Source organism: Kitasatospora sp. NPDC034533, from assembly GCF_055575155.1.
The window spans coordinates 11,315-33,955 of record NZ_JBVITE010000034.1 but is presented as its reverse complement, the minus strand read 5'-3'; the positions used below and the strand labels follow the sequence as shown (position 1 = coordinate 33,955).

The 22,641-nt window shown below is 73.7% G+C and carries 16 protein-coding genes and 1 pseudogene; 7 read left to right on the top strand and 10 right to left on the bottom strand.

Annotation, left to right across the window (positions count from 1 at the left end; genetic code table 11):
• Window positions 1-88: 88 nt before the first annotated feature.
• The gene (locus ACZ55U_RS22840; RefSeq protein ID WP_465528353.1) at window positions 89-1,777 is read right to left on the bottom strand and encodes an outer membrane protein assembly factor BamB family protein; all 1,689 of its coding nucleotides are present in this window, start codon (window positions 1,775-1,777) and stop codon (window positions 89-91) included.
• A gap of 472 nt (window positions 1,778-2,249) precedes the next feature.
• On the opposite strand from ACZ55U_RS22840, the gene ACZ55U_RS22835 reads away from it, so the two are divergent.
• From ACZ55U_RS22835 to ACZ55U_RS22825, 3 genes are all read left to right on the top strand, one after another.
• Window positions 2,250-3,428 carry an ROK family transcriptional regulator gene (locus ACZ55U_RS22835; protein WP_465528351.1) on the top strand — a complete coding sequence of 393 codons (1,179 nt, stop codon included), beginning with the start codon at window positions 2,250-2,252 and terminating at the stop codon, window positions 3,426-3,428.
• 413 nt (window positions 3,429-3,841) lie between these two features.
• Entirely contained in the window at window positions 3,842-5,749 is a 1,908-nt protein-coding gene (dxs, locus tag ACZ55U_RS22830) for a 1-deoxy-D-xylulose-5-phosphate synthase (protein ID WP_465528349.1), read from the top strand.
• 148 nt (window positions 5,750-5,897) lie between these two features.
• Complete coding sequence (locus ACZ55U_RS22825; RefSeq protein ID WP_465528347.1) at window positions 5,898-7,457, top strand: ArnT family glycosyltransferase; 1,560 nt, start codon at window positions 5,898-5,900, stop codon at window positions 7,455-7,457.
• A gap of 100 nt (window positions 7,458-7,557) precedes the next feature.
• On the opposite strand, the gene ACZ55U_RS22820 is transcribed toward ACZ55U_RS22825, so the two are convergent.
• The 5 genes from ACZ55U_RS22820 to ACZ55U_RS22800 all read right to left on the bottom strand — a co-directional run bounded on the left by ACZ55U_RS22820 (window position 7,558) and on the right by ACZ55U_RS22800 (window position 14,372).
• Complete coding sequence (locus ACZ55U_RS22820) at window positions 7,558-9,705, bottom strand: 3-hydroxyacyl-CoA dehydrogenase NAD-binding domain-containing protein (protein WP_465528345.1); 2,148 nt, start codon at window positions 9,703-9,705, stop codon at window positions 7,558-7,560.
• Window positions 9,706-9,707: 2 nt separating this feature from the next.
• Window positions 9,708-10,946 carry a thiolase family protein gene (locus tag ACZ55U_RS22815; RefSeq protein WP_465528343.1) on the bottom strand — a complete coding sequence of 413 codons (1,239 nt, stop codon included), beginning with the start codon at window positions 10,944-10,946 and terminating at the stop codon, window positions 9,708-9,710.
• 255 nt (window positions 10,947-11,201) lie between these two features.
• A complete protein-coding gene (locus ACZ55U_RS22810) occupies window positions 11,202-12,443 on the bottom strand; it encodes a ribonuclease D (protein ID WP_465528341.1) in 1,242 nt (413 codons plus the stop codon).
• Window positions 12,444-12,650: 207 nt separating this feature from the next.
• Complete coding sequence (locus tag ACZ55U_RS22805) at window positions 12,651-13,367, bottom strand: LuxR C-terminal-related transcriptional regulator (protein WP_465528339.1); 717 nt, start codon at window positions 13,365-13,367, stop codon at window positions 12,651-12,653.
• 342 nt (window positions 13,368-13,709) lie between these two features.
• A complete protein-coding gene (locus ACZ55U_RS22800; RefSeq protein ID WP_465528337.1) occupies window positions 13,710-14,372 on the bottom strand; it encodes a DUF3000 domain-containing protein in 663 nt (220 codons plus the stop codon).
• Window positions 14,373-14,518: 146 nt separating this feature from the next.
• On the opposite strand from ACZ55U_RS22800, the gene hemE reads away from it, so the two are divergent.
• Window positions 14,519-15,622, top strand: a complete 1,104-nt coding sequence (hemE, locus tag ACZ55U_RS22795) for a uroporphyrinogen decarboxylase (RefSeq protein WP_465528335.1) — start codon at window positions 14,519-14,521, stop codon at window positions 15,620-15,622.
• A 34-nt stretch (window positions 15,623-15,656) separates the two neighbouring features.
• Here the strand turns inward: hemE and ACZ55U_RS22790 are convergent, their stop codons facing one another.
• Complete coding sequence (locus ACZ55U_RS22790) at window positions 15,657-16,097, bottom strand: 2-thiouracil desulfurase family protein (protein WP_465528333.1); 441 nt, start codon at window positions 16,095-16,097, stop codon at window positions 15,657-15,659.
• Window positions 16,098-16,141: 44 nt separating this feature from the next.
• On the opposite strand from ACZ55U_RS22790, the gene ACZ55U_RS22785 reads away from it, so the two are divergent.
• The 3 genes from ACZ55U_RS22785 to hemQ are packed head-to-tail and all read left to right on the top strand — an operon-like array spanning window position 16,142 to window position 18,901.
• The gene (locus ACZ55U_RS22785; RefSeq protein ID WP_465528331.1) at window positions 16,142-16,714 is read left to right on the top strand and encodes a Uma2 family endonuclease; all 573 of its coding nucleotides are present in this window, start codon (window positions 16,142-16,144) and stop codon (window positions 16,712-16,714) included.
• A 34-nt stretch (window positions 16,715-16,748) separates the two neighbouring features.
• On the top strand, window positions 16,749-18,179 hold the full coding sequence (gene hemG, locus ACZ55U_RS22780) for a protoporphyrinogen oxidase (protein ID WP_465528329.1): 1,431 nt from the start codon (window positions 16,749-16,751) through the stop codon (window positions 18,177-18,179).
• Window positions 18,176-18,901 (top strand): hydrogen peroxide-dependent heme synthase, encoded by a 726-nt coding sequence (gene hemQ, locus ACZ55U_RS22775; protein ID WP_465528327.1) that lies wholly within the window; start codon window positions 18,176-18,178, stop codon window positions 18,899-18,901. The genes hemG and hemQ overlap by 4 nt, the downstream gene beginning before the upstream one ends.
• 73 nt (window positions 18,902-18,974) lie before the next feature.
• Here the strand turns inward: hemQ and ACZ55U_RS22770 are convergent, their stop codons facing one another.
• The 3 genes and pseudogenes from ACZ55U_RS22770 to ACZ55U_RS22760 all read right to left on the bottom strand — a co-directional run bounded on the left by ACZ55U_RS22770 (window position 18,975) and on the right by ACZ55U_RS22760 (window position 22,372).
• A complete protein-coding gene (locus tag ACZ55U_RS22770) occupies window positions 18,975-19,757 on the bottom strand; it encodes a TIGR04222 domain-containing membrane protein (protein ID WP_465528325.1) in 783 nt (260 codons plus the stop codon).
• A 210-nt stretch (window positions 19,758-19,967) separates the two neighbouring features.
• Window positions 19,968-21,026, bottom strand: coding sequence for a TIGR04222 domain-containing membrane protein (locus tag ACZ55U_RS22765; RefSeq protein ID WP_465528323.1), 1,059 nt, complete (start codon window positions 21,024-21,026; stop codon window positions 19,968-19,970).
• 30 nt (window positions 21,027-21,056) lie between these two features.
• Window positions 21,057-22,372, bottom strand: a pseudogene (locus ACZ55U_RS22760) (MbnB/TglH/ChrH family RiPP precursor modification enzyme).
• Window positions 22,373-22,641 lie beyond the last annotated feature (269 nt).

Below are 22,641 nucleotides of genomic sequence, written 5' to 3'. Positions count from 1 at the left end.
CGGGGCCACCGCCCCTGCCCCGCCCCGCCGGTGGCGGTCGCGCCGCGGGGTCACGTACCCCCGGCCGCCCGCGGTGGCGTTCCCGCCGTCACTTCTTCCACTTGGTCAGCGGGCCGTCGCTGGCGCTGTAGCGGCGGAAGGCGTAGACCGAGGCGCCGTCGTCCGAGATGAGGTACTCGGAGGTGCTGATGCCGATGCCCATGCTGCTCGGCATCGCCATGGTGCCGATGTCGGTCAGCGAGCCGTCGGTCGGCGACAGCGTCACCAGCCGGGCCGGCTTGTTGTAACCCTGGTCGACGATCGCGCGGACCTTGCCGTCCTTGTCGGTCCCGGCGACCAGCCGCATGTCGTTGTTCGCCGAGCCCGAGTTGGCCGACCACAGGCGCTTGCCGGTGTTCAGGTCGTAGGCGTTGACGGCCGACTTGCCGCCGCTGATCTGCACGTACAGCGTGGTGCCGCTGACGACGTTCCGGGTCATGGCCTCGTCCTGGCCGGACAGCCGCAGGCTGTCCGCACCGGGCTCCTTGACGGACATCTGGTTGCCCGGCTTGTTGTCCTTGTCGAACGGCAGGACGTAGTCGCCCTGCGGGCCGTTGGACATCAGCAGCACCAGCGGCTTGTCCTGGACGACCGAGTCGACCTCCTCGATGCTGCCGGTGAGGGTGATCGGGGTGCTGGCGGCCTTGCCGGTCTCGGCGTTGACGATGACCAGCTGGGACTTCGGCCCGCTGGTGCCGTAGCAGCGGTCGCTGACCGCGATCTGGGCGCCGGCCGCCTTGGCGCGCAGGGTGCAGTCCTTGTCGCGCGGCTGGTACTGCCAGGCCGGCTGCCCGGTGGCGATGTTCAGGGCGCCGACCGCGTTGCCGCCGACGGCGACCACGTTGTCGGTGACGCTCAGGGTCGGCGAGGACATCCGGTCGGCCGTGACCTTGACGCTCCAGAGCATCTTGCCCTGGTTCAGGTCGACGGCGCCGACGGTGGAGCAGTCGCTGTCACCGGTGTTGAAGGAGACGGCGGCGACGCCCTTGGAGTTGGCGCCGTACGAGGCGGTGCACAGCTCCTTGCTGCCGGCCGGGGCGGGGATGTTCCAGGCCTCCTTGCCGTCGGCCAGGTTGTAGGCCTTGATGCCGGAGCTGTCCACGCGCACCGCCAGCTTGTCGGTGCCCCAGATGCCGAGCATCTGGTTGGAGCCGTCCGAGGCGGCCGGCTTGGCGGCGCTCCACGCGACGTTGAAGGTGGCGCCCTTGGTGGCGGGGCCGGGGGTTGGGCTGTTGCCGCTCCCGCCGCTGTCGGAGGTGGTGCCGCCGCTGGCCGGAGCCGGCGTCGGGTCCGCCACCGGGTCCGGCTTGGGGTCCTTGAGCAGGACGACCAGGGCGGCCACGATCGAGATCGCCAGCACGCCGCCGATGATCCCGCCCCACAGCATCACGGGGTTGCGCTGCTTGGGGGCGACGGGCGGCACGGGCGCGCCCGGGTAGGGGTACCCGGGCTGCGGCGCGTAGTTGTAGCCGCCGGCGGTGTAGCCCTGCCCGGCGTCCGGGTGGCCGTACGGGTTGCCGGGGACCGGGTCGTAGGGGCCGACCGGCGCGCCCGGGGGCGGCGGGGCCTGGGTGGGGAACCCGGTCGCGGTCGGCGCGTACGCCGCGTACTCGGGGCTGCCGATGGGCGCCACGGGCGGGTGCGCGGGGGGCTGGGCGGGCGGTGCCGGCGGCTGGGCGGGCGGCGGGCCCGCCGGTGAGGCCTGGCCCGGGACGGCCGCGCCGTCGAGCTGCGTCATCTGGTCCGCGACGGCGGCCGGATCCACACCGCCGCCGGGCGGGCGCCCGAACGAGCCGCCCCGGTTGTCCTGCGGACCGCTGCCGGGCGTTTCGCCTGTCCCCGGCGTAGGGTGATCCCCTGCCATCTGATTCCCCGTCATGTCTGGAAGCGCCCCCTGCCCGGTACCGTCCACGGTTCCGGTGGGACGGGTGAGAATTGGGCACCATGGTAGTGGTGCGCCCGTTTCGGCCGCCGCCAGGACCGTTGAACCCCGGATCCGGGGGCCCGGGGCGCGCAACACCTTCACTTCCCGATCACCGCGGCCCCACCCCCGCGCCCGGCGCTCCGGCTCGCGCCGGTGCGCCCGCGCCCCCACCCCCGACGGCACCCGCGCGCTCCGCCCGGCGCCCCCGCCCGAGCCCCCGGGCCGTACCCTTCAGGAGTTGAAGGGGACGCCCGGCGGAGGGATCCCCGCCCTGGGAGGGTGGATCATGTCGACGGACACACCGGGCTCGCAGTCCTCGCTGCACCGGGCGAACCTGGAACGGGTGCTCCGCGCGGTGCGGATGGCCGGCTCGCTGACCCAGGCCGAGATCGCCCGCGGCACCGGCCTGTCCGCGGCCACCGTGTCCAACATCGTGCGGGAGTTGAAGGAGAGCGGCACCGTCGTGGTCGCCGACACCTCCTCCGGCGGACGCCGCGCCCGCAGCGTCTCGCTCAGCGGGGACGCCGGCATCGTGGTCGGCATCGACTTCGGCCACACCCACCTGCGGGTGGCGGTCGGCAACCTGGCCCACCGGGTGCTGGCCGAGGAGAGCGCCCCGATCGACGTGGACGTCTCCGCCCAGCAGGGCTTCGACCGGGCCGAGGCGATGGTCGAGCGGCTGCTGGCGCAGGCCGGGTTCCGGCCCGACAAGGTGATCGGCGTCGGCCTCGGCGTGCCGGGCCCGATCGACGTGGAGACCGGCGCGCTCGGCTCCACCGCGATCCTGCCCGGCTGGACGGGCATCGCCCCGGGCAAGGAGCTGGCCGAGCGGCTCGGCATGCCGGTGCACGTGGACAACGACGCCAACCTGGGCGCGCTCGGCGAACTGGTCTGGGGGGCCGGCCGGGGGCTGAACGACCTCGCGTACATCAAGGTCGCCAGCGGGGTCGGCGCCGGTCTGGTGGTGAACGGCCACATCTACCGCGGCCCGGGAGGCACCGCGGGCGAGATCGGTCACATCACGCTGGACGAGGCCGGGCCGGTCTGCCGCTGCGGCAACCGCGGCTGCCTGGAGACCTTCGTCGGCTCGCGCTACCTGCTGTCGCTGCTCGCCTCCACCCTCGGCCCGGACCTCAGCCTGCCCCGGGTGGTCGAGCTGGCCCAGCGCGGCGACCTCGGCTGCCGCCGGGTGATCGCCGACGCGGGCCGGCAGATCGGCACCGGCGTCGCCACGCTCTGCAACCTGCTGAACCCCCGCCGGGTGATCCTCGGCGGGGACCTCGCCGAGGCCGGTGAGCTGGTGCTCGCCCCGATCCGGGACTCGGTGGCCCGCTACGCGATCCCCAGCGCCGCCCGCCAGCTCTCGGTGGTCCCCGGCACCCTCGGCGGCCGGGCCGAGGTGCTCGGGGCGCTGGCCCTGGTGATGAGCGAGATGGGGGAGTCCGGCGCGCTCGGCCGAGGCTGAGCCGCGCCCGGAAGCGGGCCGGTACCCGAGTCCGAGCCGCGCCCGGGCCGTGCCCGGAACCGTGTCCGGAACCGCGCCCGGGCCGCGCCCGGAACCGCGTCCGAGCCGCGTTCGGGTCGCATCCGAACCGCGCCGCCGGCGCCCGGGAAGTGGCGTCCGCAACCAGGGTCGTGAACAATCCATCACAAAAGATCGAACTCCCTTGCGTCAACGCAGGGTGACCGGCATCCTGGCTCGACCTCCCGAAATGGCGGGAACCGAGCGTCGCCACCGGGCGCGCCGCTCGGCGTCCGGCAGCCGGACATTAGACTCGACCGGTCGGCGCCGGCCGGTGCCGTCGGCCTGCCGCCGGACCGGGAAGCGACGCCCGCCGGACCGCCCGCGGTCCGCGAACACTTAACGAGGAGGAACGGGTGGCCCTGCTGACCCGCATTCGGGGACCGCGCGATCTCGACCGGCTCACGCCCGGACAGCTGGCCGCACTGGCCCAGGAGATCCGGACCTTCCTGGTGACCGAGGTCTCCAAGACCGGCGGGCACCTCGGCCCCAACCTCGGCGTGGTGGAGCTCACCATCGCACTGCACCGGGTGTTCGACTCGCCGCGCGACCGCATCCTCTTCGACACCGGCCACCAGAGCTACGTCCACAAGCTGCTCACCGGCCGCCAGGACTTCTCCCGGCTGCGCTCGAAGGGCGGCCTGTCCGGCTACCCCTCGCGCGCCGAGTCCGAGCACGACGTGATCGAGAACTCCCACGCCTCCACCGTCCTGTCGTACGCCGACGGCCTGGCCAAGGCCAACCAGCTGCTGGGCAAGAACGACCCGGTCGTCGCGGTGATCGGCGACGGCGCGCTCACCGGCGGCATGGCCTGGGAGGCGATCAACAACATCGCCGACGCCAAGGACCGCCCGGTCGTCATCGTCGTCAACGACAACGAGCGCTCGTACTCGCCGACCATCGGCGGCCTGGCCAACCACCTCGCCACCCTGCGCACCACCCAGGGCTACGAGCGCTTCCTGTCCTGGGGCAAGGACGCGCTCCAGCGCACCCCGGTGGTCGGCCAGCAGCTGTTCGAGACGCTGCACGGCGCCAAGAAGGGCCTCAAGGACTTCATCGCCCCGCAGGGCATGTTCGAGGACCTCGGTCTCAAGTACATCGGCCCGATCGACGGCCACGACCTGACCGCCCTGGAGTCCGCGCTGACCAAGGCGCGCGGCTTCGGCGGCCCGGTGATCGTGCACTGCCTCACCGAGAAGGGCCGCGGCTACCACGCCGCCGAGAACAACGACGAGGACCGCTTCCACGCGGTCGGCAAGATCCACCCGGAGACCGGCCTGCCGGTCAGCGCGGGCGGCGGCCGGAGCTGGACCTCGGTCTTCGCCGAGGAGATGGTCGCGCTCGGCCACGAGCGCCGGGACATCGTCGGCATCACCGCCGCCATGCTCCACCCGGTGGGCCTCGCCCCGTTCGCCGAGGCCTTCCCGGACCGGATCTTCGACGTCGGCATCGCCGAGCAGCACGCCGTCACCAGCGCCGCCGGCCTGGCCACCAACGGGCTGCACCCGGTGTTCGCGGTCTACGCGACCTTCCTCAACCGGGCCTTCGACCAGGTCCTGATGGACGTCGCCCTGCACAAGCTCGGCGTCACCTTCGTCCTGGACCGGGCCGGCGTCACCGGAGACGACGGCGCCTCGCACAACGGCATGTGGGACATGTCGATGCTCCAGCTCGTCCCGACCCTGCGGCTGGCCGCCCCGCGCGACGCCGACCAGGTCCGCGCGCTGCTGCGCGAGGCCGTCGAGGTCAAGGACGCCCCGACCGTGGTCCGCTACTCCAAGGGCACGGTCGGCCCAGCCGTCCCCGCGGTCGGCCGGGTCGGCGGCATGGACGTGCTGCGCGCCGCCGAGGAGCCCGCCGGCGCCCACCGCGCCGACGTGCTGATCGTCTCGGTGGGCGCGATGGCCGCCACCAGCCTGGAGGTCGCCGACCTGCTGGCCGCCCAGGGCATCACCGCCACCGTGGTGGACCCGCGCTGGGTCAAGCCGGTGGACCCGGCCCTGCCGGGCCTGGCCGCCGAGCACCGGGTGGTCGTCACGATCGAGGACAACGGCCGGGTCGGCGGCGTCGGCGCGGCCGTGGCGCAGGCGCTGCGGGACGCGGACGTGGACCTGCCGGTGCGGGACTTCGGCATCCCCCAGGAGTTCCTGGACCACGCCAGCCGGGCCGAGATCCTGGCCGAAATCGGTCTGAACGCCCCCGACATCGCCCGGAAGGTGACGGCGCTGGTCGCCAAGCTGGACGCGACGCCGGTCGAGGCCTGACGGGGGCTGTCCCCCGTCGCCCGCTCCCGTTCGGCCGGCGGCCGTACGTCGTGACTCGGTAACGGTTCGTCGCAAAACAAGCCGACAATCGCACTGAAAGGCGGGATCGGCGCCACCGGCGCCGATCCCGCCCGGTAGGTTGTCAACCGTGCCGACCCCCACCCGCTTCCGCCTCACCGGACTGGCCGAGCGCCTGCCCGAGCGCGTCCGCACCCGCGTGCGAACCGGGTCCCTGCTGCCCGAGGGCGGGCAAGGAGGGCGGTACTGGACCAGGCTGGTGCCGGTGCTCGCGCTGGTCGCGCTACTCACCCACATCCCCTCCTTCGCCCGGCCCGTCTGGAGCCCGGACGAGGGCTTCCTGGCCACCCAGGCCCGGATGCTCGCGGACGGCGGGGTGCTGTACGACACCGTGGTGGACCGCAAGCCGCCGCTGCTGCCCTGGCTCTACCAGGCCTGCTTCGCCGTCTTCGGCTCCGCCTCGCTCTGGCCCCTGCGCACCCTGGCGGTGGTGGCCCACCTGGTCACCGCGATCCTGCTGGCCTCGATCGCCCGGGGCCGCTGGGGCAACCGGGCCGGGGCCGGTGCCGGGCTGCTCTACCTGCTGGTCTCCATCGGGCTCTCCCCGGAGGACACCCAGGCGGCGACCTTCGAGGTCTTCATGCTGCCCGCCATGGTGGCCGCCTTCCGGTACGCCGAACGGCGCCGCTGGCTGGCCGCCGGCATCGCGGTCGCGCTGTGCTCGCTGACCAAGCAGACCGGCGGCGCGGTGCTGCTGCCGGTGCTCTGGATGCTCCTCCAGGACACCCGCCGGCGCGGGGTGCGCTGGCCGCCCGCGCTGTTCGAGATCGGGTTCGGATTCACCCTGCCGATAGCGCTGGTCGCGGTGATCCTCACCAAGCCCAAGGGCTTCCTCTTCTGGGTGGTCACCGGCAGCGGCGACTACGCCTCCTTCGGCGGCGCCTGGCTGCAGATGCTCGGCCGGGCGCTCGGCAACTCGGCCATCCTGGCCGCCGCCGGCCTGGGCTTCCTGTTCCCGGTCGGGCGCCGGCTCTGGCTCAAGCACCGCCACCGCCCGCTGCCGGTGGCCGGCGAGGAGCACGGCTCGACCGCCGACCTGTGGGTGTGGCTGCTCTCCTCGGCCGTCGCGGTCAGCGTGGGCTTCCACTTCTTCGGCCACTACTACCTCCAGCTGATCCCGCCGCTGGTGCTGCTGGGCACCGGGGCCGTCGCCACCTCGGCGATCCGCTGGAAGCCCGTCCTGGCGTACACCACGGTCGCCGCGACGGTGTTCTGGGCCCTGGCGCTGGCCTGGCCGGGGGAGCAGATGAGCCGCAACACCGAGGTCGCCACCGCCGTCGCGGCCCAGACCACCACCAAGGACAGGGTGCTGATCTGGGGCATGCACCCCGAGATCTACTGGCTGGCCGACCGCAAGCCCGCCACCCGCTACCTGACCGCCGGCTTCCTCACCAACTACAGCGGCGGCAAGGACGGCAACCAGAACGTCGGCGAGCAGTTCAGCGTCTCCAACGCCTGGCAGACCTTCGACAAGGAGCTGGCCGACGGCCTGCCCGAGGTCGTGGTCGACGACTCCGGCATCGCCCCGTACCAGCCGGTCATGGTCCCCCGGATCGAGAACCTGCTGGACACCCACTACGAGATGGTCGGCGTCTTCGCCGACACCGTGATCTACCGCCTCAAGCGCTGAGACGTCCGTTCACGGAGCACCGGGGCCGTGCGCCCCGGACACGGCGGGAGCCCCGGTGACCAGGCGGTCACCGGGGCTCCCGCGGTTCGGGCGCCGCGCGCTACGCGGGCACCGAGGCCACGCCGGGGGCGAGGAACGGCTTGCCGTTCACCCGCTCCGAGATGCCCTCCCGGTCCAGGTACGGGGTGATCCCGCCCAGGTGGAAGGGCCAGCCGGCACCGGTGATCATGCAGAGGTCGATGTCCTGCGCCTCGGCGACGACACCCTCCGCCAGCATCAGGCCGATCTCCTGCGCCACGGCCTCCAGGGCGCGGGCGCGCACCTGCTCCTCGGTGAGCACCGTGTCGCCGAAGGACAGCAGCGCCAGCACCTCCGGGTCGAGCACCTGCTGCCCGTCCGTCCAGGTGTAGAAGCCGCGCTTGCCGGCCTTGACCACCCGGCCGAGGTTCTCGGAGACGGTGAACCGCTCCGGGAAGGCGCCGGCCAGGGTCTCCGAGACGTGCAGCGCGATGGCCGGGCCGACCAGCTCCAGCAGCACGATCGGGGACATCGGCAGGCCGAGCGGCTCGACGGCCTTCTCGACGTCGGCGATCGGGGTGCCCTCGTCGATGATGTTCTGGATCTCGCCCATGAAGCGGGTCAGGATCCGGTTCACCACGAACGCCGGGGCGTCCTTGCACAGGACCGAGGTCTTCTTCAGCTTCTTCGACACCGCGAAGGCGGTGGCCAGCGAGGCGTCGTCGGTCTTCTCGCCGCGGACGATCTCCAGCAGCGGCAGGATCGCGACCGGGTTGAAGAAGTGGAAGCCGACGACCCGCTCGGGGTGCTTCAGCTTCGAGGCCATCTCGGTGACCGACAGCGAGGAGGTGTTGGTCGCCAGCACACAGGTCGGCGAGACCACGTCCTCCAGGTCCGCGAAGACGGCCTGCTTGACGCCCATCTCCTCGAACACGGCCTCGATGACGAAGTCCGCGTCGCCGAAGGCGGCGGCCTTGTCCAGCGACCCGGAGACCAGGCCCTTGAGGCGGTTGGCCTTGTCCGGGCCGATCCGGCCCTTGCCGAGCAGCTTGTCGATCTCGGCGTGGACGTAGCCGACGCCCTTGTTGACGCGCTCCTGGTCGATGTCGGTGAGGACCACCGGCACCTCCAGACGGCGGGCGAACAGCAGCGCCAGCTGCGAGGCCATCAGGCCGGCGCCGACGACGCCCACCTTGGTGACCGGGCGGGCCAGCGACTTGTCCGGCGCGCCGACGGGGCGCTTGGCCCGGCGCTGCACCAGGTTGAAGGCGTAGATGCCGCTGCGCAGCTCGCCGCTCATGATGAGGTCGGCCAGCGCCGCGTCCTCGGCGTCGAAGCCGGCCTGGAGGCTCGCCTTGTCGGCCAGGTCGAAGCCCTTGGCGGCCTCGATGATGTCCAGCGCCCTGTAGGCGGCCGGGGCGGCGCCGTGCACCTTGCCGTCGGCGACCATGCGGCCCCAGAGGACGGCGTCGTCCCAGGCCTTTCCGCGGTCGATCGGCTCGCGCTCGACGGTCACGTCGCCCTTGACGACCTTGGCGGCCCAGAGCAGCGACTGCTCCAGGAAGTCGGCCGGCTCGAAGATCGCGTCGGCGATCCCCAGCTCGAACACGTCCTTGCCCTTGAGCTGCTTGTTCTGGTTCATCGAGTTCTCGATGATGACCTTGACGGCCTTACCGGCACCGATCAGGTTCGGCAGGATGGTGCACCCGCCCCAGCCGGGGACGAGGCCGAGGAAGACCTCGGGCAGCGAGAAGGCCGGGACGCCCGCCGAGACCGTGCGGTAGTCGCAGTGCAGGCCGACCTCGACGCCGCCGCCCATCGCCGCGCCGTTGTAGAACGCGAAGGTGGGGACGGGCAGCGTGGAGATCCGCTTGAAGACGTCGTGGCCGCCCTTGCCGATGGCCAGCGCGTCCGCGTGCTCCTTGAGCAGCTCGACGCCCTTGAGGTCGGCGCCGACCGCGAAGATGAACGGCTTGCCGGTGATCGCGGCACCGACGATCGTGCCCTCGGCGGCCTCGGCCTCGACCTGGTCCAGCGCCTCGTTCAGCTTGAGCAGCGAGCCCGGGCCGAAGGTGGTCGGCTTGGTGTGGTCGAAGCCGTTGTCCAGGGTGATCAGGGCCAGCCGGCCGGCCTGGAGCGGCAGGTCGAGGTGGCGGACGTGCGCGGTGGTGACGACCTCGCCGGGGAACAGCTCGGCGCCGCGGGTCAGCAGCTCAGTGGTGTTGCTCATGGTCACTTACCACCCTCGGTGTTCTGGTCCGCGCCGCTCCAGTGGGGGTTCTCCCAGACGATGGTGCCGCCCATGCCGAAGCCGATGCACATCGTGGTGAGGCCGTAGCGGACGTCCGGGCGCTGCTCGAAGCGGCGGGCCAGCTGGTTCATCAGGCGCACGCCGGAGGAGGCCAGCGGGTGGCCGAAGGCGATCGCGCCGCCGTACGGGTTCACCCGCTCGTCGTCGTCCGCGATGCCGTAGTGGTCGAGGAAGGCCAGCACCTGGACGGCGAAGGCCTCGTTGATCTCGAACGCGCCGATGTCCTCGATGGTCAGACCGGCCTTGGCCAGCGCCTTCTCGGTGGCCGGCACCGGGCCGATGCCCATGACCTCGGGCTCGACGCCCGCGAAGGCGTAGGAGACCAGGCGCATCCTGACCGGGAGGCCGAGCTCCTCGGCGACGTCCTCGGCGGCCAGCAGGGAGGCGGTGGCACCGTCGTTCAGACCGGCCGAGTTGCCCGCCGTGATGTTGCCGTGCGGACGGAACGGGGTCTTGAGGCCCGCCAGGTTCTCCATCGTGGTGCCCGGGCGCAGCGGCTCGTCCACGGTGGCCAGACCCCAGCCGGTCTCGCCGACCTCGGGGTTGGTGTTGCGGACCGAGACCGGCACCAGGTCGGGCTGGATGTCGCCGTTGGCGTACGCCTTGGCGGCCTTCTCCTGCGAGCGCACGGCGTAGGCGTCGCAGCGCTCCTTGGTCAGGTGCGGGAAGCGGTCGTGCAGGTTCTCCGCGGTCATGCCCATGAACAGGGCGGACTCGTCGACCAGCTTCTCGGAGACGAAGCGCGGGTTCGGGTCGACGCCCTCGCCCATCGGGTGGCGGCCCATGTGCTCGACCCCGCCGGCCACGACCACGTCGTACGCGCCGAAGGCGATGCCGCCGGCGGTGGTGGTCACGGCGGTCAGCGCGCCGGCGCACATGCGGTCGATCGCGTAGCCGGGGACGGACTTCGGCAGGCCGGACAGCAGGGCGGCGGTGCGCCCGATGGTCAGACCCTGGTCGCCGATCTGCGTGGTGGCCGCGATGGCGACCTCGTCGATGCGCTCGACGGGCAGGCTCGGGTTGCGGCGCACGAGCTCCCGGATGCACTTGACGACCAGGTCGTCGGCGCGCGTCTCGTGGTAGATGCCCTTCGGGCCGGCCTTGCCGAACGGGGTGCGGACGCCATCGACGAAGACGACGTCCCTCGCGGTACGAGGCACGGGGGCTCTCCTCCCAGGGACCAACAATGAGGTGGGCAGGCTGCCGCCGGCGAAGATCCGAGCGGCGCCGCGTCACGGTCATGCTACCCGCCGGTAACCAGCCTGCCCAGGCCCCGCGGGAGGTTCGGACGGTGTGTCCCCCGACACGTTCCCGCCCGGTCCGACCAGGAGCGCCGCCGCCGGGTACGACGAAGGGGATGTCGCCCGTACGGACGACATCCCCTTCACGGTCTGCCGGGTCGGCCCCGGATGCGATCAGCCCTGGGTCGCGGCGACGGCGAACACGGCGGCCAGCGCCGGCGCCACCAGGTCGACCTGCCACTGCCGGGCGCCGAGCCCGCGCAGCGCGGCGGCCACGGCCTCGGGGGCGAGGTCGGACGGCGGCTGCCAGGACACCCGCCGGACCACGTCCGGCGTCATCAGGTTCTCGGCCGGCAGGTGGTGGCGCTCGGCCAGCTCGGCGATCGCGGCGCGCGCACCGGAGAGCCGGGCGGCGGCAGCCGGGTCCTTCTCGGCCCAGGCCCGCGGCGGGGGCGGCCCGTCGTGCGGCGCGGCGGCCGGCGGCAGCTGGTTCTCCGGGACCTCCCGGCCGCGCTGCACGGCCGCCAGCCACTGCTCCAGCTGGCGCCGGTGGACCCGCGGACCGAAGCCCTGCACGGCCTGGAGGGCGGCGATGGTCAGCGGCATGGCCAGCGCGGCGTTGACGATCGCGGCGTCCGCCAGCACCCGGCCGGGGGAGACGTCGCGTTCCTGCGCGATCCGGTCGCGGACCAGCCACAGCTCGCGCACCACGGCCAGCTGGCGGCGCCGGCGGATCTTGTGCAGCTGCGAGGTGCGGCGCCACGGGTCGGTGCGCGGGGCCGGGCGGGGTGCGGCGACGATCGCCGCGAACTCCTCCATCGCCCAGCCGAGCTTGCCCTGGCCGTCCAGCTCCCGTTCGAGTGCGTCGCGCAGCTCGACCAGCACCTCGACGTCCAGAGCGGCGTAGCGCAGCCACGGCTCGGGCAGCGGGCGGGTGGACCAGTCGACCGCGGAGTGCTCCTTGGACAGGCTCAGTCCGAGCACGTTCTCGGTCATCGGGCCGAGGCCGACCCGGGCGAAGCCGGCGATCCGCCCGGCCAGCTCGGTGTCGAACAGGCGCTTCGGTCTCATGCCCACGTCGGACAGGCAGGGCAGGTCCTGGGAGGCCGCGTGGACCACCCACTCCGCGTCCTCGACGGCCTTGCCCAGCGCGCTGAGGTCGGGGCAGGCGATCGGGTCGATCAGCGCGGAGCCGGCACCCGCGCGGCGCAGCTGGATGAGGTAGGCGCGCTGCCCGTAGCGGTAGCCGGAGGCCCGTTCGGCGTCGACGGCCACCGGTCCGGTGCCCGCGGCGAACGCGGCGATCGTGGCGGCCAGCGCCTGCTCGTCCGCGACGACGGGCGGGATCCCCTCCCTCGGTTCGAGGAGCGGGACCGGGGCTGCTTCTTCTGGGATGGCTGCTACGGCGTCGGTCACCCACCAAGGGTACGACGGTCCTCGCGACCGGGAGTGTTGTCGGACTGGTCAGACTGTTGATCGACCGCCCCGGCCGGGGTGCTCCCGGGCCCGGTGCCGACCCGGCCGGCGGGGGCCCGCCCGCGGGCCGCGCCCTCCGGACAGCGCTGCGGCGGCCGAGGAGGAAACGTTCCTCCTCGGCCGCCGCAGCGGTCCGGAGCGCCCGGCTCAGTGGATGATGCCGGTGCGCAGCGCGACCGCGACCATCCCGGCCCGGTCGCCGGTGCCCAGCTTGCGGGCGATCCGGGCGAGGTGGCTCTTCACGGTGAGCGCCGACAGGCCCATCGCCACGCCGATCGCCTTGTTGGACTGCCCCTCGGCGACCAGTCGCAGCACCTCGACCTCGCGGCCGGAGAGCTCGCGGTAGGCGGCCTGCTGCGCGCCCGGCGCTCCGGGGGCTCCGGGGGCGCCCGGAGCGCCGGCCGCGCCCGGCAGGCCCGGCATCCCGGGGCGACGCATCCGGCCGGCGAGCCCGGCGGCGCCGAGCGGCAGGCCCGGGCGGCCCGGCATCGCGACGTTCGTCCGGGTGCCGGTCACCACGTAGCCCTTGACGCCGCCGGCCAGGGCGCTGCGCACCGCGCCGATGTCGTCGGCGGCGGACAGCGCCAGGCCGTTGGGCCAGCCCGCGGCGCGGGTCTCGGCGAGGATCGTCAGCCCGGAGCCGTCCGGCAGGTGTACGTCGGCGACGCAGATGTCGCGGGGAGTGGAGACCCGGGGGCGGGCCTCGGCGATGGAGGACACTTCGATCACGTCCCGGACACCCAGTGCCCACAGGTGGCGGGTGACGGTGTTGCGGACACGTGGATCGGCGATGACCACCATGGCGGTGGGCTTGGTCGGCCGGTAGGCGACCACGTTTGCGGGGTGCTCAAGAAGGACCGACACCAGGCCTCCTGCGGGGAGTGGCGGACGGAACCCCGATGGGGGCGGTCGGAGTGTTCCGCGTTCGGAAAGGGTCACAGTGTGCTTCGGCAGCAACCGTGCCCGGCTTTAGCGAAAGATCACGATCTAGTGAGTAACAATACGGACAAATCGCGCAAATGATTGACGCGACATGCCTGGTATTCGTACAAAATCGATCAGATTCGATGCCAATCGGTCGGTATCGACCGGTGAATTGACGCAGAGCGGGGCCCGAAGTCACACTCCGTCAGCTCGGGGGCGCGCCCGTCAGCCCTGGGGGTGGCGTACCGCTCCCCGGGCGCCGTCGGGGCCGGACACCACCCGTCAGTGCGACCGGGGGCGTCGCCGGGCCGGCATCGGGACCACTCCACCGAGTGACGCGACCTCGGTCGGGCCCTGCGCGGCGGGGGCGGCCGGGGGCAGGCCGGCGCTGATGCACAGCAGGTCCGCCCAGGCGCCCAGGTGCCGCTCGAAGCGGCCGTCGGCCGGGGTCCAGGAGGCCCGGATCTCGACCTCGGTCGAGGACGGGCGGTCCGCCAGGCCGCCGAAGTACTGGGAGGAGGCCAGGGTCACCGTGCCGGACGGCTCCGCGTACCCGGCGCCGTGCGCCTGCAGGGCGTCCAGCAGCCACGCCCAGCCCACCTCGGAGAGCATCGGGTCGCCGGCCATCTCGGGCTCCAGCTCGGCCCGGGTCATCGTGACCACCCGGAACTCCCCGTTCCAGGCCTCCTGCCCGGCCGGGTCGTACAGCAGCACCAGCCGGCCGTCCGCCAGCTCCTCGCCGTCCACCTCGACCGAGGCGGTCACCGCGAACGAGTACGGGGCCAGCCGGCGCGGCGCCGGCGCGGGGGACAGCTGCACCTCGGGCCGCAACCGGGCGCCGTCCAAAGCCGCCACGGCTGCCCGGAACTCGCTCGGCGCCCCCCCGCGACCCGCTCCGCCACCTGCTCCGCCACCCTGCGAGGGGTGCCCTCCGACCGCTGCCATGACCCGAAGACTAGGTCGAAGAACGGGGTTATCGCCGCAACTTCTCTCCCAGCGGCGTGCCGGAACGGCAAACCCGGACAGATCTTGGAGGAACCCACGAGACCGGCCGGGAAGGCGGGCCCGGCACCCGTGCGAAGATTTGACGCGTGAGCGAGACAACGGCAGACACGACGGCGGCCACCCACGACGGCCCGACCACCCCCGCGCGCCGCGGCGCCGCGTACGACTCCGCGTTCCTGCGCGCCTGCCGGCACGAGCCGGTGCCGCACACGCCGGTGTGGTTCATGCGCCAGGCCGGCCGTTCGCTGCCCGAGTACCTGAAGGTCCGCGAGGGCATCCCCATGCTGGAGTCCTGCATGCGGCCCGAGCTGGTCAAGGAGATCACCCTCCAGCCGGTGCGCCGGCACGAGGTGGACGCGGCGATCTTCTTCAGCGACATCGTGGTGCCGCTCAAGGCGGTCGGCATCGACGTCGACATCAAGGCCGGCATCGGCCCGGTCATCGCCGACCCGATCCGCACCGCCGAGGACCTCAAGCGGCTGCGCCCGCTGGAACCCGATGACGTCCCCTACATCACCGAGGCCGTCGGCCTGCTGGTGGACGAGCTCGGCGGGACCCCGCTGATCGGCTTCGCCGGCGCGCCGTACACGCTGGCCAGCTACCTGGTCGAGGGCGGGCCGTCGAAGAACCACGAGAACACCAAGGCCATGATGTACGGGCAGCCCGAGCTGTGGGCCGCCCTGGTGGACCGGCTCGCGGACATCACCTCGGCCTTCCTGAAGGTGCAGATCGAGGCCGGCGCCTCGGCGGTCCAGCTGTTCGACTCCTGGGTCGGCGCGCTCGCGCCGGACGACTACCGGCGCTCGGTGATGCCGGCCAGCGCCAAGGTCTTCGACTCCGTCGCCCACTACGGGGTGCCGCGGATCCACTTCGGCGTCGGCACCGGGGAACTGCTCGGCCTGATGGGCCAGGCCGGCGCGGACATCGTCGGGGTCGACTGGCGGGTGCCGCTGAACGTCGCCGCCGAGCGGGTCGGCCCGGGCAAGGGCCTCCAGGGCAACCTCGACCCGGCGGTGCTGTACGCGCCCACCAAGGTCGTGGAGACCAAGGCCCGCGAGGTGCTGCACGCCGCCCAGGCGCTCGGCACCAGCGGCCACATCTTCAACCTCGGCCACGGCGTGCTGCCGTCCATGGACCCGGACGCGCTCAGCCGCCTGGTCGCCTTCGTCCACGAGGCCAGCGCGCGCTGACCCGCGCGGGAGCGGCCCCCGGAGCCGGGGGCCGCTACCCGGCCGTGACCTCGATCCCGGCCCGGCGCAGCAGCGCCGCCGTCACCCCGTCGCCGGGGCGCAGCTCCCCGGTGAACGTCCCGTCGTACACCTGCCCGCAGCCGCAGGACGGGCTGCGCGCCATCAGCACCGCCCGCCGGGCCCCCGCCTCCTCGGCAGCGGCGAGCGCCGCCCGGGCGCCGGCCAGGAACTCCCCGGTGCAGTCGGCCCCGGTCGCGTCCACCACCCGGGCCCGCCCGTCCAGCACGTCCGCGCCGTCCCCGCCCACGATCTCGGCCGGCGGCCGCGGCGTAGGCAACCCGCCGGCCCCCTCCGGGCACACCACCACGGCCCGCCCCTCCTCGACCAGCCGCACGGCCGCGTCCGCGGTCTTCGCCCGCCCGTCGTACCGACAGGGAATCCCGGCCAGACACGCACTCACCACGATCGGTTCCATGCGAAGCAGCCTACGGGACACGGCACTTCCACTACTTTGGGCCCATGGACGAGCTGCCGGAATGGATGTATCCGCCACGGGCGGAGGGGTGGTACGCCGAGGACCTCGACCATCTGCCCGATGCCCCCAAGCACACCGAGCTGATCGACGGCGCACTGGTCTTCCGGGGCTGGCCCCAGACCTCCTGGCACAGCCGGGTCGGATCGCGTCTCACCGAGATGCTGGACGGCCTCGCGCCGGACGGGCACTCGGCCGTCTCAGGTATGACGATCACACTGGACCGGCGCAATCGTCTGGAATCGGACTCGTTGGTGACCGATGCCGCCTACGACCCCGATCTCACGTGGTTCGCCCCGAGCCAGGTCTCGCTCGTCGTCGAGGTGGTCTCGCCGGAGTCCGCACACCGCGACCGCACGGTCAAGGTCCGCAAGTACGCCGAGGCCGGGATTCCGCACTACTGGATCGTCGAGGAGGAAGAGGACGGCCGGGCGGCCGTGCACGTCTTCGAGCTGGAGAGGGTGACGTCCTCCTACGCCCCGGCCGGGATCTTCCGGGACACGCTCGAACGCCCGGTGCCGTTCCCGATCACGATCGATCTGCGGAGTGCAGCGGATTGAGGCTTCCGCCGTAAGACCTGGGAGACTGCGGAGCATGTCGGATGCACAGGTCGTCGTCGTCGGTGGTGGGATCGCGGGGCTGGCCGCGGCCGCGTTCCTGAGTGGGGCGGCCGGGGGGCCGGCGCGGGCGCGGGTGACGGTGCTGGAGGCGTCCGGGCGGGTCGGCGGGAAGCTGTGGGGCGGCGAGGTCGGCGGGGTCCGGGTCGATCTCGGGGCCGAGTCGGTGCTCGCCCGGCGGCCGGAGGCGGTGGAGCTGGCGCGGGCGGTCGGGCTGGGCGAGGAACTGGAGCCGCCGACCACCGCGAAGGCGGCGATCTGGACCCGCGGCGCGCTGCGGCCGCTGCCCGGCGGCCAGGTGATGGGCGTCCCCGGAGACCTGGAGGCGCTGGCCGCCTCCGGGGTGCTCACCGACGCGGGGCTGGAGCGGGCCCGGCACGAGGAGCCCGCCGAGATCGGCGAGGACGTCGCGATCGGCCGCTACGTCGCCGACCGGCTGGGCCGGGAGGTCGTGGACCGGCTGGTCGAGCCGCTGCTCGGCGGTGTCTACGCCGGCCGCGCCGACGAGATCTCGCTGCGCGCCGCCGTGCCGCAGCTGCTGCCGATCGCGCGCGCCGGCGGCTCGCTGGTCGAGGGGGTGCACGAGCTGGCCTCCCGGCCGAAGGTGGTGGGCACCCCGGTGTTCCAGGGCCTGCGCGGCGGCCTCGGCACCCTGCCGGGGGCGGTCGCCGAGGCCTGCGTCAAGGCGGGCGTGGACCTGCGCACCGACGCCCCGGTGGACGAACTGCGCCGCACGCCCGACGGCTGGCGGGTGGTGACCGGCGGCGAGGTGCTGCACGCGGACGCCGTGGTGCTGGCCGTCCCGGCCCCCGCCGCGGCCCGGCTGCTGCGCGAGGACGCCCCGGCGGCGGCCACCGAGCTGGACGGCGTCGAGTACGCGGGCATGGCCCTGGTGACCCTGGCGTTCCGCCGCCGCGACCTGGCCGCGCCGCCGAGCGGCAGCGGCTTCCTGGTGCCGCCGGTGGACGGCCGGCGGATCAAGGCCTCGACCTTCTCCTCCAACAAGTGGGGCTGGCTGGAGCGTTCCGCGCCGGACGCGTTCCTGCTGCGCACCTCGCTGGGCCGGCACCGCGAGGAGGAGGCGCTGGGGCTGCCGGACGAGGAGCTGGTGGCGCGGTCGCTGGCGGACCTCGAGGAGGCGATCGGGCTGACCGCCCGGCCGTACGACACCTTCGTCTCCCGCTTCGAGGCCGGTCTGCCGCAGTACCCGGTGGGGCACCTGGACCGGGTGGCCCGGGTGCGGGCGGCGGCCGGGCGGGTGGGGGCGCTGGCGCTGTGCGGCGCCGCGTACGACGGGGTGGGCATCCCGGCGTGCATCGGTTCGGCGGCCGCCGCCGCGGCGGCCGTCGGCAGACTGTTGACCCCCGCGACCGGGGAAGGTTCCACGGAGAGGACAATGGACGCATGACTGAGAGCGTTGAGCGGGAGCCGGAGCAGCAGCCCGAGAAGAAGAAGGCGCGCGACCTGAACCAGGTCATCCGCTACACCATGTGGTCGGTGTTCAAGCTCAAGGGCGCCCTGCCCGAGGACCGCACCGCCCTGGCCACCGAGGTGGAGGAGCTGTTCGAGCAGCTGGCCGCCAAGGACGTGACCGTGCGCGGTACGTACGACGTCTCCGGTCTGCGCGCGGACGCCGACATCCTGGTCTGGTGGCACGCCGCCGACTCGGACGACCTCCAGGAGGCGTACAACCGCTTCCGCCGCACCGGCCTCGGCCGGCTGCTGGAGCCGGTCTGGTCGAACATGGCGCTGCACCGCCCGGCCGAGTTCAACAAGTCGCACATCCCGGCGTTCCTGGCCGACGAGCGTCCGCGCGACTACGTCTGCGTGTACCCGTTCGTCCGCTCCTACGAGTGGTACCTGCTGCCGGACGCCGAGCGGCGCGCGATGCTCGCCGAGCACGGCCAGATGGCTCGCGGCTACCCGGACGTGCGGGCCAACACGGTGGCCTCGTTCGCGCTGGGCGACTACGAGTGGCTGCTCGCCTTCGAGGCGGACGAGCTGCACCGCATCGTCGACCTGATGCGCGACCTGCGCCCCTCCCGGGCCCGGCTGCACGTCCGCGAGGAGGTGCCGTTCTTCACCGGCCGCCGCAAGCCGGTCAGCGAGCTGCTGGGCGGCCTGGTCTGAGCCACCGGCCCGGTCCGGGCGACCGGGCGGCGCCGTACCGGAGGCCGGTTCCCCGTGGGGGAGCCGGCCTCCTTCAGCCGCGGTGCGGGCGCAGGGCGGCGCGCAGGCGGGCGTCGGGGAGGACGGCGGGGCCGTTCATCGCGACGGCGGTGAGCAGTTCGCGCTCCTCGTCGTCGGCGAGGCCGCGCTGGCGCGTCGGGCGGACCTCGCGCAGCACCTCCTGGCCGGTCGGGGAGGCCCAGCGGGTGTACGGGTAGACGTCGACCCGGGCCATCAGCAGGGTGCCCGAGGTGAGCACCAGCGGCAGCGAGAACCAGGCGAGCGGGGCGACGGCGTCACCGCCGGTGAAGCCGCTGAGGGACACCGAGGCGGCCAGCAGCACCAGCGACACCAGCAGCGCGTGCCGGACCTGGCGGACCACCACCACGGTGTTGCGCTGCACCAGGGCCGGGGTGGCCAGGCCCGCCAGGGCGAGGCGGGCGCCGATCTCCAGCACGGTGGGGTGCTCGGCCATCGCCCGGCGCAGCTCGTCGGTGCGGCACTGGCCCCCGGGCCCGACGGTGGCGATGACCGCCCGTTCCAGGCGACTGCGGCCCTTGGGGTCGACCACGGTGGTCCAGCCGGTGTGGGCCAGGTGCAGGCGTCCCCGGCCGGCCATCAGGACGAGCGCCAGCTCGGTCACCCGGTCCGGGCCGCCGGCCAGGTAGGCGGTCTCGTACAGGCCGATGCCGACGGCTTCGGGAGGCCGCAGGCCGGTGCGGTCGGCCAGGGCGTCGGCGGTGGCGGTCATCCGGATCAGTCGGAGGCAGGACAGGACCGCCGCGACACAGGCCGGGATGAGGAACAGCAACCACATGGGCTTGTTGTATGCCTGCGCCGATGGCACGCGGAACGTGTTCCCGGTTCGCGATACCGAACTGTGACGTCCGGCGGGGCGCCGACGCGGTCGGGAACCGCCGCCGCGCCCGGACCGGCGGCCGGCCGGGGAACCACGGCCGCGGGCTGACGGACCGCGAGCCCGACCGTGCTGCCGGCGGGCTCCGCCGCGGGGAGCCCGCCGGGTGGCTCAGGAGCCGCAGCCGCCGCCGCAGCTGGAGCCGCAGCTGGAGGAGGACGACGACCCGCAGCTGGACGAGGACCCGCAGCTGGAGGAGCTGGACCCGCAGCTGGACGACGACGAGCCGCAACTGGACGACCCGCAGCCGGATCCGGAGGAACCGGAGTCGGAGGAGCCGCACCAGGAGGCGGATCCGCCGTCGGAACCGGAGGAGCACGAGGACGGGGAAGAGGACGACGCGGACGACGCGGACGACGCGGCGGCCGTCTGCCGGACGGCCTCCTCCCCGGCCGCCGCCGCCAGCATCGCCGCCTCCAGCTCCGGGTTGTCCAGCCCGGCGGCGGCCAGCCCGCCGAGCGCCAGCGCGCCCAGCAGCGCGCCGCCGGCCAGCCGCGGGGACACCCCGGCGTTGGGCGTCCACGGCGAGCCCTGCATCAGGGAGAGCTGACGCTGCCCGGCCGGGGTGATCCGGCCCTTGATCGCCGGGGTGGCGAGCAGCGAGACGAAGCCGACGAGCAGCAGCACTCCCGGGATCCAGAGGTTGGGGCGCTCGTGCCCGGCGGTGCCGTCGTCGAGCAGTTCGGCGGCCACCGCGGAGGCCGCCACCACGAGCAGGGCGAGCCAGAGCAGCCGACGGGCGGTGCGGGCGCGCCGCATCCGCTCCGGGCGGCGCAGCAGGCCGCGGTCGGCGAGCCGGTCGCCGATCTCCTGGACGGCGGAGGAGCGCATCACCGCGAGGCGCAGCGGGGCGAGTTGACGGCTCCCGGTCGGGCCGACGGCCTCCTGGACGGCCTGGTCGACGGCGTCGTACGGCTTGGCGCCGGTCAGCGTGACCAGGCCCGAGCGGCTGATCACGGCCTGTTCGCTCATGTGCATCCGGACCAGGGCGGTGTCGAACACCCGCCCCGGCCCGCCGGACAGGAACGCGGTGTCGAGCAGCGGCAGGCCGCGGCCGGGCAGGCCCTTGGCGTACCGGACCTGGGTGACGCGCTGGCGGGTCTGCGAGGCGTACAGGGCGGCGGCCGCCAGCAGGACGGCCGGGACGACGAAGTAGACGTTGTGCCACATGGGCGGTTCCCCCGAGGTGATGGTGGTGCGTCAGGGCGTGTCGGTGGCGGCCGGCGGGCGGCGGCGCAGGGCCCGGCCCAGGCGCGCCAGCGGGCCGGGCGGCCGTACGGGTGCCGAGTGGAGCCACCGCTTCAGGGCCCGGCGGCTGTCGGCGGGGAGCGGGCCGCCGTCGGTGAGCACCCACCGGGCGAAGGCCCGGGCGTCGGCGCGGTAGCCGCCGGTCTGCGGATGGGAGCGGGCGTAGCCGAGGAAGAGCGGCCCGTACCGCTCCCCGAGGAGGCGGGGCAGGTCCGGGGCCACCTTGGCGGTGGTGTCGCGCCGTTTGGCGGCCAGGCCGGCGGACTGGGCGCGGACCTGGCGCGGGTCGAAGCCGGGCGGGACGGCGCCGCCGGCCACCAGGGCGGCCAGCAGCTCCTCCTGGCGCCGGGCCAGGCGCCGCCGGGCGGCGGCGAGGTCCCGGTCGGCGTCCGTCCGGTCGGCGTCCGTCCGGTCCGCGGCCGGGTCGGTGGTCGGGTCCGTCATCGCCGGGTGCTCCCCTCCAGCACCCGGCGGATGGCGTCCAGTTCACCGGCCAGCTCGCTGGGCGGCGGGAAGTCGGCGTCCCGTTCCAGCAGCACGCCGGGCGGGTCGGTCCGCGAGCAGAGTTCGGCCAGCACCTCCAGCACGGGTGCGGTGACGGGGTGGGCGTGGGTGTCGTGCCAGACGCCGTCGACCAGGGTGCCGCCCGCGACGTGGACGTAGGCGAGCGCCTCCAGCGGCAGGCGGTCGAGCTCGGCGGCCGGGTCGGTGCCGAGGTTGACCCGGTTGGTGTGGAGGTTGGCGACGTCGATCAGCAGCCGGACGCCGGTGCGCTCGACCAGCTCGGCGAGGAACTCGCCCTCGGTGAACTCGTCGTCCGGCCAGGCGAGCTGGGCGGCGACGTTCTCCAGGGCGAGCGGCACCGGCAGGTGGTCCTGGGCGATCCGGACGTTCTCGGCGATCACCCGCAGCGAGTCCCGGGTGCGGGGGACGGGCAGCAGGTGGCCGGCCTCCAGGCCGCCCGCCCGGACGAACGCCAGGTGCTCGGTGACCAGCGGGGAGCCGAGCGCCAGCGCGGTGCCGGCGAGCCGGGCGAGGCGGCCGGCGTCGGGCAGGCCGGCGCCGCCGAGGCCGAGGCCGACGCCGTGCGGCACGACGGTGACACCGCGCCGGAGCAGCACGGCGAGGGAGACGGGCAGGTGGTCGGCGCAGATGTTCTCGGCGACCACCTCGACCCAGTCCAGGCCGCGCTGGCGCTCGACCACGGTGTCGATCTCGCTGCGCCAGCCGAGGCCGATGCCCAGCCGGGGCGCGGCGGTTCGTGGCACGGCGTCCCGGGGCGCGGCGGTTCGGGGCACGGCGTCCTCGGGTACGGCGTCCCGGGGCGCGGTGGTGTCCAGGGTGGGGGAAGTCATCGGTTCGCCCCCTTCGGAGGGCAAGGTGGGAAGGGCCGGGCGGGATGGCCGCCGGTCGGTGCGGGCGCCGTCGCCGGGGCCGCGCGGCCGTGTGCTGAGGATGTCCCCGGGCAGGGTGGCTGCCAAGCCTCACCCGGTCTTCTCAGAGCATTATTTGAGCATGGCGTTCCGGTCGTCAGGGA

Bases quoted from the DNA above. Each gene is read 5' to 3' on its own strand.
- ACZ55U_RS22840 (WP_465528353.1), bottom strand. From the start codon at position 1,777: ATGACGCAGCTCGACGGCGCGGCCGTCCCGGGCCAGGCCTCACCGGCG.
- ACZ55U_RS22835 (WP_465528351.1), top strand. From the start codon at position 2,250: ATGTCGACGGACACACCGGGCTCGCAGTCCTCGCTGCACCGGGCGAAC.
- ACZ55U_RS22820 (WP_465528345.1), bottom strand. From the start codon at position 9,705: ATGAGCAACACCACTGAGCTGCTGACCCGCGGCGCCGAGCTGTTCCCC.
- ACZ55U_RS22800 (WP_465528337.1), bottom strand. From the start codon at position 14,372: ATGGCAGCGGTCGGAGGGCACCCCTCGCAGGGTGGCGGAGCAGGTGGC.
- ACZ55U_RS22790 (WP_465528333.1), bottom strand. From the start codon at position 16,097: ATGGAACCGATCGTGGTGAGTGCGTGTCTGGCCGGGATTCCCTGTCGG.
- ACZ55U_RS22785 (WP_465528331.1), top strand. From the start codon at position 16,142: ATGGACGAGCTGCCGGAATGGATGTATCCGCCACGGGCGGAGGGGTGG.
- hemG (WP_465528329.1), top strand. From the start codon at position 16,749: ATGTCGGATGCACAGGTCGTCGTCGTCGGTGGTGGGATCGCGGGGCTG.
- hemQ (WP_465528327.1), top strand. From the start codon at position 18,176: ATGACTGAGAGCGTTGAGCGGGAGCCGGAGCAGCAGCCCGAGAAGAAG.
- ACZ55U_RS22770 (WP_465528325.1), bottom strand. From the start codon at position 19,757: ATGTGGTTGCTGTTCCTCATCCCGGCCTGTGTCGCGGCGGTCCTGTCC.
- ACZ55U_RS22765 (WP_465528323.1), bottom strand. From the start codon at position 21,026: ATGTGGCACAACGTCTACTTCGTCGTCCCGGCCGTCCTGCTGGCGGCC.